This window comes from Pseudomonas sp. AU11447 (assembly GCF_001672555.2).
GTDB classification, from domain to species: domain Bacteria; phylum Pseudomonadota; class Gammaproteobacteria; order Pseudomonadales; family Pseudomonadaceae; genus Pseudomonas; species Pseudomonas nitroreducens.
Genome location: NZ_LZDG02000057.1, coordinates 105,530 through 120,671 on the forward strand (window position 1 = coordinate 105,530; position 15,142 = coordinate 120,671).

Below are 15,142 nucleotides of genomic sequence, written 5' to 3' on the forward strand. Positions count from 1 at the left end.
GAACTCCTCATATGCTCTTGAGCATGCGCCAGAGCGTGTAGACGCCCAGCACCTGCAGCCCGAGGGACGTCAGCAGCATCCAGCGGCCGCCGCTGTCGAGCCACATGTTCATCAGATAGCCCGGGTTGGTGAACAGGATGTACCCCCCCAGACTGATCGGCAGCACCGCCAGCACGAACGCGCTCAGGCGCGTCTCGCCGGTCATGGCGCGCAGCTGACGACTGAGCTTTTCGCGCTCGTGGATGACCTTGATGATGTTTTCCAGCAGGTCGGTGGTGTTGCCGCCGTAGCGGTGATTCACCGCGACGCCCAGGGAAAACACGTGCAACTCCTCCACGTCGTAGAGCTCGGCGACTTCCTGCAGCGCCTCGGGCAGGCTGATGCCCAACTGAACGTGGTGGGTGACCAGCGAGAAGATTTCCCGCAGCGGATCGTCGGCGGCACTGACCGCCTGGGAGATGGCATCGCCCAGCGTGCGGCCGGAGTGCAGGCTGCGCACCACCTGGTCGAGAAAATTGGGCATCTGCCGGATCATCTTCTGCAACCGGCGCTGGTAGAGCACGTTAAGCAGGATGTGGAAACCTGCCAGGGCCAGGCCGACGCCGCACAGGAAGCCGACGGGCCCGACGATGCGCTCGCACAGCAACCCCAGCAGGAACGCCGCCAGGGCCGTGCCCAGCAGCCAGATACGCATGTCGGCGATGCCCGCGCGGCGCATGCGTCGCGCCAGCCAGTGGCTGCTGCGGCCACGACCGCTCTGCACGATGGGCTCGCCACTCAGGCGGCGCATCACCTGCTCGTTATGCCGCGCGCGCCAGCTCATGCCGCTGAGCACGACGCCAACCGCCGCCAGCGCCAGGCTGGCGAGAATCAGCCAGAGCGCGCCGTTCACAACAGCACCTGGCGGAATTTCAGCCCGCTCGGCTGGGCGGTGCGGACGAACTGCCCGGTGCCGCGCCGATCCAGGCTGAACAGCGAGTTGGTGACGTAGACGCCGTCGCGCACCTCCAGCACTTCGAGTATCTCGCTGATGCAGCGACGGCCGTTGGACAGGCGGGTGATCTGCACGACGACATCCAGCGCCGAGCAGAGCATCTGCCGCAGGGTCTGCTCCGGCACGCGCTGGCCAGTGAGGCCGACGAGCATTTCCAGGCGCAGCAGCGAATCCATGGCCGAGTTGGCGTGCACCGTACTCATCGAACCGTCGTGACCGGTGTTCATCGCCTGCAGCACGTCGAGTACTTCCACGCCGCGGATTTCGCCGAGGATGATGCGGTCCGGGCGCATCCGCAGGGCGTTGCGGATGAGGTCGCGGGCGGTGACTTCGCCGAAACCCTCGGCATTCGGCGGGCGCGTTTCCAGGCGTACCACGTGGTCGTGGCCCAGTTGCAGCTCGGCGGTGTCTTCGATGGTGACGATGCGTTCGCGCTCGTCGATGAAGCTGCTCATGACGTTGAGCAGCGTGGTCTTGCCGGTGCCGGTACCGCCGCTGATGAGGATGTTGCAACGGCTCGCCACGGCCTGGCGGAGGAACGCCAGCATCTCCTCGTTGACGCTCTGGTAGCCCAGCAGGTCAGCGCTCTTGAGCAGGTCCTGGCTGAACTTGCGGATCGACAGGCACGGCCCGTCCAGCGCCACCGGCGGGATGATGGCGTTGACCCGGCTGCCATCGGGCAGGCGCGCGTCCACCATCGGGCTGGACTCGTCCAGGCGCCGGCCCAGCGGCGCGAGGATGCGCTGGATCACGCGCTGCACGTGGTGGTCGTCGATGAAGCGCAGGTCGCTCTGGTACAGCCGGCCTTCGTGCTCGATGAACACGCGGTCGGGGCCGTTGACCAGAATTTCCGAGATGCCCGGATCGCGCAGGAGGATTTCCAGCGGGCCGAAGCCGGTCAACTCGTCCACCACCTCTTCGGCGAGGCGGTCCAGTTCATAGCGGGAGATCGCCAGTTGGCGGCGCGCAGCATATTCGCTGACCTTCTCGGAGACGTACTGCGCCACCGCCGGCCGCGCGCCCTCCAGCAGGTTCATGCCGTCTTCGTCGATCTCGTCGATGATGTAACGGTGCAGGCGCATCTTCAGCGCCTGCAGATCCCGGTCGTGGTTTGCGCCGTGGCCGCTACCGCCGTAATGCTGGGTCATGGGCGCACGGCCCTGGCGCGACCGATCCAGCCGAACAGGCCGCGTTTCTCCACGACGCCGGCGCCCAGTCCCTCGGCGAGGTCACGCAGCTTGACCGTCAACGGATCGCGCGGCGACAGCTCGAACAGGCTCTGGCCGACATTCTTCGAACGCAGCCGCGCTTCGGGGGACGCCGGCAGCACACCAAACAGTTCCAGCCCGAACATCTTGCCCAGGGCCGGCGCATCCGGCGGCACCGATGGCCAATAGCGTTCGATCAGCAGTTCCATGCGCGGCAGCATCGGGCTGCGCTCACGCAGGCGACGCAGGCGCTCCAGCCCCTTCTTGCAGGACGGCACGCTCTGGTCCACCAACCACAGCACGCGGTTGGCCTGGCCAAGCAACTGCGAGCTCAACTCGCCTTCGGCAACGCCCGTCAGGTTGACCAGGATGTGGCTGAACGCGCTGCGCAAGTTGCCCAGCAGCAGGTACAGCTCGGCCGTGGTGACGCGCTCGAGCACGCCGGGCTCGTCGGACAGGCTGAGCACCCGCAGCCCGGATTCGTGGCGGGTGAAGGCGCTGTCGATCAGCGTCTGGTCGAGGCGCCGCAGATTGCGCATGGCATCGGCGAAGGTGAAGGCCGGCTCCATGCCGAGGATGGCAAGCGCTTCGCCGCTGGGCTGGCCGATATCCACCAGCAGCACGCGGTGCTCGGGCTGACGTTGCAGCGCCAGGGCCAGGTGCAGGGCGACGAAGGCCCCGTCGGCGTCAGGCCGGGCGCTGACCAGGCTGATCAGCTCACCCTGCTGGGCAGCGCTCACCGGTACCGTGGGCAACCGCCCGCCAAGACGCCGGACCAGCCCGCTCAGCTCGCTGGCGCGGGCACCGTAGGTGACGAAATCCCTTGCGCCAGCGCGCATGGCGGCGAGCACCAACTGGTTGTCCAGGCCATCGCCGACGGCCACGACCGAGAGCAGCGGACGCGCGGAAACCAGCCCCTCGATCAACGAACCCTGGGCAACCAGATTGGCCTTGTTCAGGCTGGTGAAGAGCACCGTCGCGCCGGTGACGTCCAGCAGCGACAACAACTCTTCCAGGGTCCCACTGTTGGCCAGAACCACCTGCCCGCATCCGGCCAGGCTGCTCTGCAACCACTCCTGCTCCCCAGGATGCTGGATCAGTGCCACGAAAGTCTGACTCATGCCCATGCTCCCTTCCTTTGCCTTGCCTCCCGCTCTGTGGCGGGTCAGCGCTTCGTAGGTATCCATCAGCGCGACATCCCGCTGTTGGCCTTGCGCCGGTCGAACCGGCCGTCTTCGAGGAAGTAGAACTCGGCGAAGCCCGGGTCATAGTTGCGCAGGCCCTCGCCTGGCAGGGTCGGCAGTGCAGCATTGGCGGCCAGCGGCTGGACCAGGTGCGGGGTGACGATCATCAGCAGTTCGCGGTCGTCCTTGTCCAGGTTCGAGGAACGGAACAGCGCACCGATCACCGGGATGCTGCCCAGGAACGGGAACTTGTCGATGTTGCTGATGGTGTTGCTGCTGATCAGCCCGCTGATCACGAAGCTCTCGCCGTCGGCGAGCATCACGCTGGTGTCGGTGCGGCGGACGTTGAGTGCCGGCACGGTGATGTCGGCGGTGCGGATGCCGTTGGAGAAGTCCAGCTCGCTGACCTCGGGGGCGACCTTCAGGGCGATGCGCTTGTCGTTCATCACCGTTGGCGTCAGCGTCAGGCGCACGCCGAATTCCTTGTACTCGATGGTGATGTTGTTGTTATCGCCATTGGGCACCGGGATCGGGAACTCGCCACCGGCCAGGAACGATGCGCTCTGTCCGCTGGTGGCGACCAGGCTGGGGCGCGCCAGGGTGTAGGCGAAGCCGCTGCCTTCCAGGGCATTGATGAAGCCCAGCCACTTGCTGCTGCCACCACCCCAGATGATGTTGAAGCCGCTCTGGTTGGTGCCGAAGTTGCCGCCCAGGCCGCCGTCGACGCCGACCTCAAGATTCCCCAGGCTGCCCGGAGCACCGAGCACAAAGGTGTTGGAACCGCGCCGCACCAGCGACGTGCTCGCCTGCTTGAGCTTGCTGCGGCTGACTTCGACGAAGCGGATGTCGGTCTGCACCTGGTTGGGCAGGCCGCCGGCGGCCATGCCCGCTGCACCGGCGACATCGCCGACGGCACGGCCGCCCACGCACACCACGCTGCGCAGCGGCTGATCGCCGCAGGTAGTCCAGATCAGCAGGCTGGTCAGGCCTTCGGCCTTGCCGGTGATGAGGAAGTCACGCTTGTCCAGCACCTGCACGTCGGCGATGTTCGGGTCGCCGATGGCCAGGCGCTTGATCGGCACCGGAAGCTGCTGGTCGCGCTGGGCGCCCTGCTCCACATCGAGATTCAGCTGCTGGCCGGCAAGCCCGGCACAGGCACTGGGTACGGCCTGCGCAGTGGAGTGAGCGGCGCAGACCAGCAGGGCGGCGAGGGACAGAATGAAGCGCTTGGACATCGATGCACTCCTTGCTCAATGTGCTTCACGGGTGACTTCGGTACCGCGATAGACCACCACGCCCTGGCTCACCGCCGGCGCGGAAACCTGGCGAGAGGCAGGCACTGTGGTCGGCCGCGGCTTGCCGATCAGTTGTTCGAGGGTGATCGGCTGGCTGCTGCCCGCCCCCAGGGAGGCCTCAAGGTAGCGGCCCTCCTGCTCCTTCTCGTAGAGCTTTTCATCCTTGCTGCGCACTGCCAGGCGCAATGACCCGGCCTGGCTGGCCAGCATCAATCGCGAGGTGGCCTCGGCCGGCACGGCCAGCACGGCAGTGCGCGGCGGGCGCGGAGTCTGGTCCTTGGGATCGCCGGCGTTGCGCGCCTGGCCGTCCTTCGCCACGGCAATCTGCTCGCCGTAGGTGAGCACGCGCACGCCGGGCAGCACCACCTGGGCGCTGACGCTGCGCTCGCCGGTCTGCTGGTCCTGGACGAAGAGCATCACATCGACATAGTCGCCGGGCAGGACAAAACCTCCGCCGCCGATGACTTCATCCACCGCGATGGCCATCGCACGCTCGTCAGGGCGGATAGTCCGCGCCAGCGGCCCGCCCGGTTCGGTGATCGAAGAGGAAATGATGCTGCCGGCCGGCACCGCGACCCAGACGCGCTGGCCGATCAGCGCTTCAGGCTTGGGGAAACTTCCACTGGGCGCGGTGCGCAGCTGCTCGACGGCCAGGTCTTCCTTGCCGATCACCGCCAGCGCCGGCAGATCCCGTGCGGCGACGACCACCGGCGTGCGTTGCAGCTTGTCGGCCTCGGCCACTGCCGCGGGCGCCATGTCCTGGACCACACCCACTGCCGGCTGAGCCGGCTTGCCGATCTGAAGCCCGAGGTAACCCACTACCCCTGCGCACACCAACAACAGCCCGGCGAATACCATCAGCACCTTGCTATTCATGAACCCATCCTTGTGCACAAGTGGGAAGTCGTGCCGCTGGCCCGACTCCGCGAAACAAATGCCTGCCGGAGTACGTCCTTCAGACCTTTATTGTTATTTCGGCTGAACAGGAAAGTTCGATAAGAACCTTTCCTGATAATCAGACTCTACTTGTTCCAAAGCAGAATTTAGTAGCTGCGGTAATAGCGTCAAATGCTAACTGCAAATTTCCAATCTCCAGTTAGTTATACTTCCCCGTGACTATAACTTTGGTATTAGCGCTATTTGATCAATTGCATTCGGCCACACTGCGCCTAGCCTGACGGTGAAGTCAGGGCAACCGCCCTGTTTGCAGTCGGGCGTGCACGGAGCGACGGCCATGAAAAACAAAACCTCAGCAAAACAACTTTCGAAGAATATCCTCAGCAAAGCCAAGTCCTTCATACGTGACCGCGAAGGGGCCACCGCGATTGAATACGCGGTCATTGCCGGGCTTATTTCCATTGCGGTATTAACGGCGGCAACTCCGATCGGTACGCGAATCGGCGCACTCATGACGGCGATCAAGACCGCCATCGGCGCCTGATCCACTTCCTGATTCGAAGCGTTCGCGGAGCCGGAAACGGCTCCGCCGGCGCCGCTGTCTCCTGCCCGGAGGGCTCGTACATGGAACGCACGATCGACTCAGTAAAACGCCTCTACTCCCGCCTGCGCACTTTCCTTTCCGATCGAGAAGGGGCAACGGCCATCGAGTACGCGGTGATCGCCGGTCTCATCTCCATTGCCATCGTCGCCGCAGCTACCCCCATCGGCACCAAGATCAGCTCGTTGATGACGCTGGTGCAGAACGCGCTGGGCCCCTGAGGTCCATGCGGCGATGGGCGCGGTGCAACACCGCGCCCGTTTTCGCATTCAGTCTCTAAAGTCCCGTCCTAGACAGCCGATACATCCTGCCTAACCCTTGTTCCACCTGCAGGATGCTTTCCCCATGCTTCGCTCGCTGTCCTTCTCCAGGAAGATCCTCCTGGCAGCCTCCCTCGTCGTCACCTTCGCCTTCGCCTGTTTCATTCTCTTCAACGACTTCCGCCAGCGCGAGGCGATCCACTCCGACACCGAGTCCTATCTCACCGAGGTGGGCAGCCTGACCGCCAGCAACATCCAGAGCTGGCTGGACGGTCGCATCCAGCTGGTCGAGGCCGAAGCCGCGCAGCTGGCCGATGGCGAACCAACGCCCGAGCGCATCCAGCATGTGCTGGAGCAGGCGGTGTTCCAGAAGAACTTCGAGTCGGTCTACCTGGGTGAAGCCGCCAGCGGCGTGTTCACCATGCGCCCCTATGCGCCGATGCCCGATGGCTACGACCCGCGTACCCGCGGCTGGTACAAGGACGCCGTGGCCGCCGGCCGGCTGATCGTCACCGAGCCCTTCCTGGATGCTGGCACCAACGAGCAGATCCTCGCCATGTCGATGCCGGTCATGCGCAACGGCCAACTGGTCGGTGTGGCCGCCGGCGACATGAAGCTGGAGACCATCACCGCGATCATCAACTCGCTGAAATTCGACGGCGACGGCTATGCCTTCCTCGTCAGCGATGCCGGCAAGATCCTCCTGCACCCGGACAGCAGCCTGATCTTCAAATCCCTCGGCGAGGTCTACCAGCAAGGCGCGCCGAAAGTGCAGCCGGGCGTGCAGGAAGTCAGCATCAACGGTGAAGAGCAACTGGTCTCGATGACGCCGGTGAAAGGCCTGCCGGGAGTCACCTGGTACGTCGCCCTGGTGCTCAACAAGGACTCCGCCTACGCAATGCTGAGCGACTTCCGCAACACCGCGATCATCGCCACCGTGATCGCCATCGTCGCCATCCTCTTCCTGCTGGGCATGCTCATCCGCGTGCTGATGGCGCCGTTGACCGACATGGGCCGCGCCATGCAGGACATCGCCCAGGGCGAAGGCGACCTGACCAAGCGCCTCCAGGTCGCCAGCAACGACGAGTTCGGCGTACTGGCCAATGCCTTCAACCGTTTCGTCGAGCGAATCCACGAATCGATCCGCGAAGTGGCTTCCACCGCACGCAGCCTGCAYGACGTCTCGCARTTGGTGGTGAACGCCTCCAACTCRTCSATGAGCAACTCCGAYGAGCAGTCCAACCGGACCAACAGCGTCGCCGCRGCGATCAACGAACTGGGCGCCGCCGCCCAGGAAATCGCCCGCAACGCCGCCGAYGCCTCGCACCACGCCACCGATGCCTCGCACCAGGCCGGCGACGGGCGCCAGGTGGTSGAGCAGACCATCAGCGCGATGAAYCAGCTGTCKGACAAGATCAGYTCSGCCTGCGCCAACATCGAGGCGCTGAACAGCCGCACGGTGAACATCGGGCAGATTCTGGAGGTGATCAAAGGCATTTCCGAGCAAACCAACCTGCTGGCACTGAACGCCGCCATCGAGGCCGCCCGCGCCGGGGAAGCCGGGCGCGGTTTCGCTGTAGTGGCGGACGAGGTACGCAACCTGGCGCACCGCGCCCAGGAGTCCGCGCAGGAAATCCAGAAGATGATCGAAGAGTTGCAGATCGGCGCCCGCGAGGCCGTGCACACCATGACCGAGAGCCAGCGCTACAGCCTGGAAAGCGTGGAGATCGCCAACCGYGCMGGCGAACGYCTGGCCAGCGTGACCCACCGCATCGGCGAGATCGACTCGATGAACCAGTCGGTCGCCACCGCCACCGARGAACAGACCGCCGTGGTCGACTCGYTGAACATGGACATCACCGAGATCAACACCCTCAACCAGGAGGGCGTGGAAAACCTCCAGGCYACCCTGCGCGCCTGYGCCGACCTGGAGAACCAGGCCGGYCGCCTGCGCCACCTGGTGGACAGYTTCCGCATCTGATTTCGGCGGAAACGAAAAAGGCGCCTTCAGGCGCCTTTCTTGTTCGCGCGCAAGCTCGCTCCTACAAAAAACCTCGCTCCGTGCAGGACCGAGGGGGCGCCTGGCCCTTGCTCGCGAACCGCCCCGAGACGAACCCGCCGGTGAATCCGCTTTCGCCGGTACCGATCTGATTCGCCACAGACGGCTCTGCAATTACCGCCGCTTGCTACCGCCCAACAGCGCGCCCATCAGCCCTCGCACCAGTTGCCGGCCGATCTGGTTCGCCGCCTGGCGCACCACAGTCTTGCTGACCTGGCTGGCCAGGGAACCGAGGATCTCGCCGGCCATACCGCCGAAGTCGGTGCCCTTCTCTTCCTTCCCCTGGGTCGGCGCCATTTTGTCGTCGGCGCGGCCGGTGAGCTTTTCGTAGGCAGACTCGCGGTCGATCGGCTGGTCATAACGCCCGGCCAGCGGCGAGCGACGGATGACGTCCGCACGCTCGGCATCGGTCAGCGGGCCGATGCGCGACTGCGGCGGCGCCACGGCCACGCGCTCGACCATTGCAGGAGTGCCCTTCTCTTCCAGCGTGCCAACCAGCGCCTCGCCGATGCCAAGTTCCGTGAGCACCTTCAGGGTGTCGAACGCCGGGTTCGGGCGGAAGCCATCGGCCACCGCGCGCAGGGATTTCTGCTCCTTGGCCGTGAAGGCACGCAGGCCGTGCTGGATGCGCAGGCCCAGTTGCGCCAGCACGTCGTCCGGCAGGTCGCTGGGCGACTGGGTGACAAAGTACACGCCCACGCCCTTGGAACGGATCAGCCGCACCACCTGCTCCAGGCGGTCCTGCAAAGCCTTGGGCGTGCCGTTGAACAGCAGGTGCGCCTCGTCGAAGAACAGCGCGAGGATCGGCTTGTCCGCATCGCCGCGCTCGGGCAGTTGTTCGAACAGCTCGGCCAGCAGCCAGAGCAGGAAGGTGGCGTAGACCTTGGGCGCGTCGTGTACCAGCTTGCTGGCATCCAGCAAGTGGATGCGCCCGCGACCATCGGCCTCGGGGCGCAGCAGGTCTTCGAGTTGCAGTGCCGGCTCGCCGAAGAAGTCCTCGGCCCCCTGCTGCTCCAGCAGCGCCAGGCGCCGCAGCAGCGCCTGGGACGAAGCCGCGGTGAACAGCGCTCGGTCCTCGCCGAGCACTTCCGGGTGTTCCTTGAAGTGGTTGAGCAGCGCCTTGAGGTCCTTCAGGTCGAGCAGCAGCAGGCCTTCGCGGTCGGCCACCTTGAAGGCGGCGAACAACGCGGCCTGCTGGCTCTCAGTCAGTTCCAGCAGGTTGGACAGCAACAGCGGGCCCATCTCCGACAGCGTGGTGCGCAGCGGGTGACCGGTCTTGCCGGCCACGTCCCAGATGCTGACCGGGTAGGCCTGGGGCTTGTAGTTCAGCCACGGCATGCTGGCGATGCGCTCGGCCACCTTGCCCTGAGGATTACCGGCGGCGGCGATGCCACACAGGTCACCCTTGATGTCCGCAGCGAACACCGCGATACCCGCATCGCTGAAAGACTCGGCGAGGTGCTGCAGGGTCACCGTCTTGCCGGTGCCGGTGGCGCCGGCGATCAGGCCGTGGCGGTTGGCGAGCTTCCAGGACTGGCCGACCGGCTGCCCGTCGGGACCCGCACCGATGATGAGTTCGTTCGTGGCTGACATCCGTTGTTCCCCTTCAGTGGGCCTGTCGCGCCAGCAAGCCTGGCGCGATGAGTACTTGAGCAAGAGTGGCGCGTCCCGGCGCGCCGCGCAATCGGCTACCTCGGCACTTTGAAGACGTGCTTGAGGTAGTGAAGGAAGTTCTCGTCCTTGCACTGGGTCTTGCCTGGCGCATCGGAGATCTTCGCCACCGGATGGCCATTGCAGGCGGTCATCTTCAGCACGATGTTCATCGGCTGCACGCCCGGCACATCACAGGTGAAATGGGTGCCGATACCGAAGCTGACGTCGATGCGCTCGCGCAACGCACGGTAGATTTCCAGTGCCCGTGGCAGGTTGAGGCCATCGGAGAACACCAGGGTCTTGGTCTGCGGGTCGATTCCCAGCCGCTCGTAATGCTGGATGGCCTTTTCCGCCCATTCCAGTGGGTCGCCCGAGTCGTGGCGCAGGCCGTCGAAGAGCTTGGCGAAGTACAGGTCGAAGTCCGCCAGGAAGGCGTCCATGGTGATGCAGTCGGTCAGGGCGATGCCCAGCTGCCCACGGTATTCGCGCACCCAGGCGTCCAGCGCGGCGGCCTGGCTGTCGATCAACCGCGGGCCGAGTTGCTGGTGCGCCATCAGCCACTCATGGGCCATGGTGCCCAGCGGCTTGACGCCCAGCTCGCGCGCCAGGTGAACGTTGCTGGTGCCGACGAAATGCCCCGGGAAGCCGTCGCGCAAGTCCCGCACCACCGCCGCCTGCACCGGGTAGGAGAAGCGTCGGCGAGTGCCGAAATCAGCCATCTTGAAGCCGGCCAGTTCTTCCGTGCTGGCCTCCCCGCGCAACCAGTCGAATTTTTCCTGCAGCCGCTCGCGGACCATCGTCAGCGTGGCGCCCGGATGACAGTGTCGGTTGCGCACTTCGCTGATGATCGCCAGCAGCGGCACTTCGAAGAGGATCACATGCAGCCATGGGCCCTTGAGCCGCAGGTACAGCTCCTCATTCTCCACACCCAGTTGGACGTAGTTGGGGTTGAAGCGGAAAAGGCCAAGGAAGCGGATGAAGTCCGGCTTGAAGAACGGGATGCGCTCGAGGAAGGCCAGGTCCTGCGGCGCGAAGGAAAGCTCCGCCAGGCGCTCGATCTGCTCGCGCAGCGGATCCAGGTAGGCGCGCAGATCCTCTTCATTGCGGCAACGGAACTCCCACTCCACCTCGGCGTTGGGGTAGTTGTGCAGCACTGCCTGCATCATGCTCAGCTTGTAGAAATCGGTATCCAGCAGGTTCTGCACGATCCGCCGGGAAAATGCGCTGTCGCTCATGCTCGTCTCATTGCAGGCTTCGAATCGGCAGTCTAAACCGGCCGCCCACAAAAAACCCCGCCGAGGCGGGGTTTTGAGTTCGAATCAGAAATCAGCGTGCTTTGCTCTGCGACATCCCGAAGAGGAAAAGCAGCAGGTCATCGTCCGGGCGGATGTCCTGTTGCTTGGCGCGCAGGTTGGGCGGGATGGGGCAGCTGTCCAGGCCGCCTTTTCCGGTGATGACCGAAGGCCCCGGCTCATGCCAGGCCGCCGCCGCCAGGGTTGCCACCCCGAGCGCGCCAACGAGGAGCAAACCTCGCGTAATTTCTAACTTCATGTCTGCAACCCTTTGATGGCGCTGCCAAACGCCGCTTGGTAACCATAGACAAAGGCCTGCCATTGCGCCTCAGTCCACGACGAGCGGCGTTTCACCTGGCGAAGATCATGACGCGCAGCTCGCTGGGCGCTGAAGCGCTGGCGGGCTTTTTCCATGTCAATCAGGGCCACTTCGATCTTGTCGCCGTCCACCTTCACGAACACGTGCTTGAGGTAAAGGCAGCCGTGTTGCCAGCGGCCGGCGTTAAGTTTTGCAAGGGTACTACCGTAATGTTGCAGAATTCTTTGGTGCAGCGCTTCACCCCAGCGTTCCTGATCGCCACGGGCATAGCAGTCTTCAAGGCTGCTGAAACCGTCGAGGGATTCGGTGACCAGCAGGGCCTGCCATTCACCGTCCACCTTGCGGCAACCGGCATAGACCAGGGGCGGCACCCTGACTCCCAGCGCTTCGGCAGCCTTGAGCGCATTGCGCTCGCGAATCGCCGTGGGGTAGCCAAAGGGATGCAGCAGGTCACGGTAGATGTGGCCCATCTGCTGCTTGCGATAGAGCATCCGGCCGTCAGAGGTCAGGACTCGCTGCACACCGCTCTCGCCACCGCGCCGACGGTTCGGCTCCTCGACCCACTTGCCGGGTACCTGGAGCCAACGGTCGATGGCGTTCTCACCGGAAATTTGCTGCAGCGAAGCCAGATCAACGGCCATCCATCACTCCTTACGCAGAATGTAGACCCGCCACATATGGATGAGCGGGACGAAATCAATGTGATCCTGGACCTTGAAACCAGCCTGGCGGAACTCCGCCTCGATGGTCTTGGCGGGAATCACGAAGCGGTTCTGGTAGGCGTGTTTCTTGCGGGTCGACTCGGCGCGCGCACGTTTCCAGGACTTGAAGTTGCCATCGACCCACAGCGACAGGATCACCGAATCGCGACTTACGCGGTGAAATTCGCGCAGCATCGTCAAACGATCATCAGATTCGCCGATGTGGTGCATCAGGCGCATCGAGAAGATGCTGTCGACGGCGTTGTCCGGCAGATCAATGGCAAACGCCGAAGTCTGCAAAGGTCGGACGCGTTTTACAACCTCATTCGGTTGACCGGCACAGGCGACGGCAATCATGTCAGGCGAATTGTCCGCCCCGATGATCACCCGATTCTCCTTTTCAGCCAGCATCGGCCAGAAGCGTCCGGCGCCACACGGCAGGTCGAGCACCAGGTTGGGCTGGCCGGCAAGCTTGAGGGCCTGGCGGGCTATCTGGACATCGCGCCAATGGGAAAGTTTCCGGGACAGTCCGGCCTGGTGCTTGCGCAGGTAACGCTGCGCATGCTGGCGGTCGTACTTCTGGGAGAATTCCAAGTCGACGGGTTTTTCAGTCATCGGATTATTACCTTTCCCGAATTCAGGGCGAACGATACAAACCAGCCTGTCACAGCCGGGTCATGCACTTGTGAAGATTTTGTCAAACCACGGCTAGGCGAACTTCGAAGCGGCAGCCATGGGGTTCTGCGGGACGCAGCGTGACGTCCCAGCCTTCGGAGGCGCAGATCCGCTTGACCAGCGACAACCCGAGCCCAAGCCCCTCACCACGCGGGTTCTGGCCTCGAACGAACGGCTGGAAGACCCGTTCTCGCTGCTCTTCCGGGATGCCAGCGCCGGTGTCTTCGACCCAGAATCCGCTCGGTCCAAGTTGTAAGCGGATGCTGCCGCTTTCGGTGTAATGCATCGCATTGCGCAATAAATTGCTCATCACCGAGCGCAGGAAAGGCGCGTTGAATTGCCCGGTCATCTCCTGGTTCGCCTCGTATACCAGCGTCAAACCTTTTGCCTCGATGGGGCCGCGCCACTGCGCTACCAACTCATCTCCGATCTGCCGCAGCCCGGCCCGAGAAACGATGGCCATGTCCTTGCGCTGGGCCCTGGCCAGCATGAGGAAGGTCTGCACCAGGTCGCGCATTTCCTCGCAGGCACTGTTCATGCGCGCCAGTTGAGCGCGCGCCCGCGCGCTGAGTCCCGGCTCCTCCGCCAACAGCTCGCAACTGGTGGCGATCACCATCAGCGGCGTACGCAGTTCGTGACTGACATCGCTGGTAAAGAGCTTTTCCCGAGTCAGCACGTCGTGCAGCCGCCCCATGGCGTAATCGAAAGCCGCCGCCAGTTCACCCACTTCGTCGTTGGCGTAATCCGGCGACATGGGCGGCGCCAGCTCGAGCAACTGATCGCGATGCCGAACCTGGCGCGCCAGGCGTGCCACCGGTTCCATGACCTTGCGCGCCAGCAGCCAGCCCAGCACCCCGGACAAGGCCAGGCTCAGGACATAGCCGGTAACCACAGCCGCGTAGAGAATCTGCTCGCGTGCTTCGAAGTCGCTCTGATCCTGCAGCAGGACGAAGCGGCGACCATCGACGTCGCGCGCCAGCGCATGGAAGGACAACTCGCCATCGAAGACTTCGTGGAACCCTTCATCCAGCCGGCGCAATGCCGGCGGCATGGCGTAGACGCCGGCGCCATCGCTGATGAAGAAACGCATGCCCGGATCGAGCTTGGGAGCCTGGCCGTTGCCCAGGTCCTCATTGAGGATGCGATCCAGCTCACCACCCAGGTCGCGGGAAATCAGACGCTCCTCGACGATGTGAACAACGCCGACGATTCCCACCGAGAACAGGCCGCCGACGGCGGCGGTCATGAGTACGAAGGCAAAGACAATCCGGCGGGAAAGGCTCTGCTTATACTCCATGCGTTTCCTCTGCCAGCTTGTAACCGACACCGTGCACCGTGTGCAGCAGGGAGGACGCGAAGGGCTTGTCGATCACCTGGCGAAGCTGGTGCACGTGGCTGCGCAGGCTGTCGCTGTCAGGGCAGTCATCGCCCCAGACGGCTTCCTCGAGTACATCGCGGCGCACCACGTGCGGGCTCTTCTGCATCAGCACCGCCAGCAGCTTGAGGCCGATGGGGTTGAGTTTCAGCGGTTTGCCGGCGCGGTTCACCTCGAGGGTGTCGAGGTTGTAGCTCAGGTCGGCGACCTGCAACTCGCGGCGACCGCCACCCTGGCTGCGGCGCAGCACCGCCTCGATGCGGGCGGCCAGTTCGGACAATGCGAAGGGCTTGAGCAGGTAGTCGTCGGCGCCCGAACGGAAGCCCTGCAGGCGGTCGTCCAACTGGTCGCGGGCGGTGAGCATGATCACCGGTGTGTCGCGGCGCGCGTCTTCACGCAGCCGGCGGCACAGTGTGAAACCGTCCAGCCCCGGCAGCATGACGTCCAGTACGATCAGGTCGTAATGGGAGGTCGCCGCCAGGTGCAATCCGGACAGGCCGTCCTGGGCGCAATCCACCGTGTAGCCCTTGAGGCCCAGGTAGTCGGCCATATTGGCCAGGATGTCCCGATTGTCTTCAACCAACAGAATACGCATGTGCTCTCCTTTCGCGAACAGCACTCTAGCCTAA

At 64.3% G+C, this 15,142-nt stretch carries 15 protein-coding genes; 3 read left to right on the plus strand and 12 right to left on the minus strand.

Translation table 11 applies throughout. The features are described from left to right. Window positions 1–7 precede the first annotated feature (7 nt). From A6723_RS21845 to cpaB, 5 genes are all read right to left on the minus strand, one after another. A complete protein-coding gene (locus A6723_RS21845) occupies window positions 8–892 on the minus strand; it encodes a type II secretion system F family protein (protein ID WP_054906559.1) in 885 nt (294 codons plus the stop codon). Continuing rightward, window positions 889–2,142, minus strand: a complete 1,254-nt coding sequence (gene tadA / locus A6723_RS21850) for a type 4b pilus Flp biogenesis ATPase TadA (protein ID WP_054906560.1) — start codon at window positions 2,140–2,142, stop codon at window positions 889–891. The genes A6723_RS21845 and tadA overlap by 4 nt, the downstream gene beginning before the upstream one ends. Beyond that, the gene (gene tadZ, locus A6723_RS21855) at window positions 2,139–3,323 is read right to left on the minus strand and encodes a type 4b pilus Flp biogenesis protein TadZ (RefSeq protein WP_054906690.1); all 1,185 of its coding nucleotides are present in this window, start codon (window positions 3,321–3,323) and stop codon (window positions 2,139–2,141) included. The genes tadA and tadZ overlap by 4 nt, the downstream gene beginning before the upstream one ends. Before the next feature lie 65 nt (window positions 3,324–3,388). Next, window positions 3,389–4,621 (minus strand): type II and III secretion system protein family protein, encoded by a 1,233-nt coding sequence (locus A6723_RS21860; RefSeq protein WP_054906561.1) that lies wholly within the window; start codon window positions 4,619–4,621, stop codon window positions 3,389–3,391. A gap of 15 nt (window positions 4,622–4,636) precedes the next feature. Continuing rightward, window positions 4,637–5,557, minus strand: coding sequence for a Flp pilus assembly protein CpaB (gene cpaB / locus A6723_RS21865; protein ID WP_054906562.1), 921 nt, complete (start codon window positions 5,555–5,557; stop codon window positions 4,637–4,639). 358 nt (window positions 5,558–5,915) lie between these two features. Between cpaB and A6723_RS21870 the strand changes: the two genes are divergently transcribed. From A6723_RS21870 to A6723_RS21880, 3 genes are all read left to right on the plus strand, one after another. Continuing rightward, window positions 5,916–6,122: a Flp family type IVb pilin gene (locus tag A6723_RS21870; protein ID WP_054906563.1), complete on the plus strand. Its 207-nt coding sequence runs from the start codon at window positions 5,916–5,918 to the stop codon at window positions 6,120–6,122. Between the two features lie 80 nt (window positions 6,123–6,202). Next, complete coding sequence (locus tag A6723_RS21875) at window positions 6,203–6,400, plus strand: Flp family type IVb pilin (RefSeq protein ID WP_054906564.1); 198 nt, start codon at window positions 6,203–6,205, stop codon at window positions 6,398–6,400. A 124-nt stretch (window positions 6,401–6,524) separates the two neighbouring features. Next, entirely contained in the window at window positions 6,525–8,420 is a 1,896-nt protein-coding gene (locus A6723_RS21880; RefSeq protein ID WP_054906565.1) for a methyl-accepting chemotaxis protein, read from the plus strand. 192 nt (window positions 8,421–8,612) lie between these two features. Here the strand turns inward: A6723_RS21880 and A6723_RS21885 are convergent, their stop codons facing one another. The 7 genes from A6723_RS21885 to A6723_RS21915 form a co-directional block, all read right to left on the minus strand. Then, window positions 8,613–10,091, minus strand: a complete 1,479-nt coding sequence (locus A6723_RS21885) for a helicase HerA-like domain-containing protein (protein WP_037018801.1) — start codon at window positions 10,089–10,091, stop codon at window positions 8,613–8,615. A 95-nt stretch (window positions 10,092–10,186) separates the two neighbouring features. Further along, window positions 10,187–11,386, minus strand: coding sequence for a nicotinate phosphoribosyltransferase (gene pncB, locus A6723_RS21890; RefSeq protein ID WP_054906567.1), 1,200 nt, complete (start codon window positions 11,384–11,386; stop codon window positions 10,187–10,189). A gap of 91 nt (window positions 11,387–11,477) precedes the next feature. Next, complete coding sequence (locus A6723_RS21895; RefSeq protein ID WP_024764091.1) at window positions 11,478–11,702, minus strand: hypothetical protein; 225 nt, start codon at window positions 11,700–11,702, stop codon at window positions 11,478–11,480. Continuing rightward, a complete protein-coding gene (locus A6723_RS21900; protein ID WP_054906568.1) occupies window positions 11,699–12,403 on the minus strand; it encodes a lipopolysaccharide kinase InaA family protein in 705 nt (234 codons plus the stop codon). Before A6723_RS21900 ends, A6723_RS21895 begins: the two co-directional genes overlap by 4 nt. A 3-nt stretch (window positions 12,404–12,406) precedes the next feature. Further along, window positions 12,407–13,078, minus strand: a complete 672-nt coding sequence (locus A6723_RS21905) for a class I SAM-dependent methyltransferase (protein ID WP_054906569.1) — start codon at window positions 13,076–13,078, stop codon at window positions 12,407–12,409. An 82-nt stretch (window positions 13,079–13,160) separates the two neighbouring features. Then, window positions 13,161–14,435, minus strand: a complete 1,275-nt coding sequence (locus A6723_RS21910; RefSeq protein ID WP_054906570.1) for a HAMP domain-containing sensor histidine kinase — start codon at window positions 14,433–14,435, stop codon at window positions 13,161–13,163. Continuing rightward, the gene (locus A6723_RS21915) at window positions 14,425–15,108 is read right to left on the minus strand and encodes a response regulator transcription factor (protein ID WP_024764087.1); all 684 of its coding nucleotides are present in this window, start codon (window positions 15,106–15,108) and stop codon (window positions 14,425–14,427) included. Before A6723_RS21915 ends, A6723_RS21910 begins: the two co-directional genes overlap by 11 nt. Window positions 15,109–15,142: the final 34 nt, after the last annotated feature.

Coding starts and splice junctions, on each gene's coding strand:
- A6723_RS21870 (WP_054906563.1), top strand. CDS start 5,916: ATGAAAAACAAAACCTCAGCAAAACAACTTTCGAAGAATATCCTCAGC.
- tadA (WP_054906560.1), bottom strand. CDS start 2,142: ATGACCCAGCATTACGGCGGTAGCGGCCACGGCGCAAACCACGACCGG.
- A6723_RS21905 (WP_054906569.1), bottom strand. CDS start 13,078: ATGACTGAAAAACCCGTCGACTTGGAATTCTCCCAGAAGTACGACCGC.
- A6723_RS21860 (WP_054906561.1), bottom strand. CDS start 4,621: ATGTCCAAGCGCTTCATTCTGTCCCTCGCCGCCCTGCTGGTCTGCGCC.
- A6723_RS21900 (WP_054906568.1), bottom strand. CDS start 12,403: ATGGCCGTTGATCTGGCTTCGCTGCAGCAAATTTCCGGTGAGAACGCC.
- A6723_RS21915 (WP_024764087.1), bottom strand. CDS start 15,108: ATGCGTATTCTGTTGGTTGAAGACAATCGGGACATCCTGGCCAATATG.
- A6723_RS21895 (WP_024764091.1), bottom strand. CDS start 11,702: ATGAAGTTAGAAATTACGCGAGGTTTGCTCCTCGTTGGCGCGCTCGGG.
- tadZ (WP_054906690.1), bottom strand. CDS start 3,323: ATGAGTCAGACTTTCGTGGCACTGATCCAGCATCCTGGGGAGCAGGAG.
- A6723_RS21875 (WP_054906564.1), top strand. CDS start 6,203: ATGGAACGCACGATCGACTCAGTAAAACGCCTCTACTCCCGCCTGCGC.
- cpaB (WP_054906562.1), bottom strand. CDS start 5,557: ATGAATAGCAAGGTGCTGATGGTATTCGCCGGGCTGTTGTTGGTGTGC.
- A6723_RS21910 (WP_054906570.1), bottom strand. CDS start 14,435: ATGGAGTATAAGCAGAGCCTTTCCCGCCGGATTGTCTTTGCCTTCGTA.
- A6723_RS21885 (WP_037018801.1), bottom strand. CDS start 10,091: ATGTCAGCCACGAACGAACTCATCATCGGTGCGGGTCCCGACGGGCAG.
- pncB (WP_054906567.1), bottom strand. CDS start 11,386: ATGAGCGACAGCGCATTTTCCCGGCGGATCGTGCAGAACCTGCTGGAT.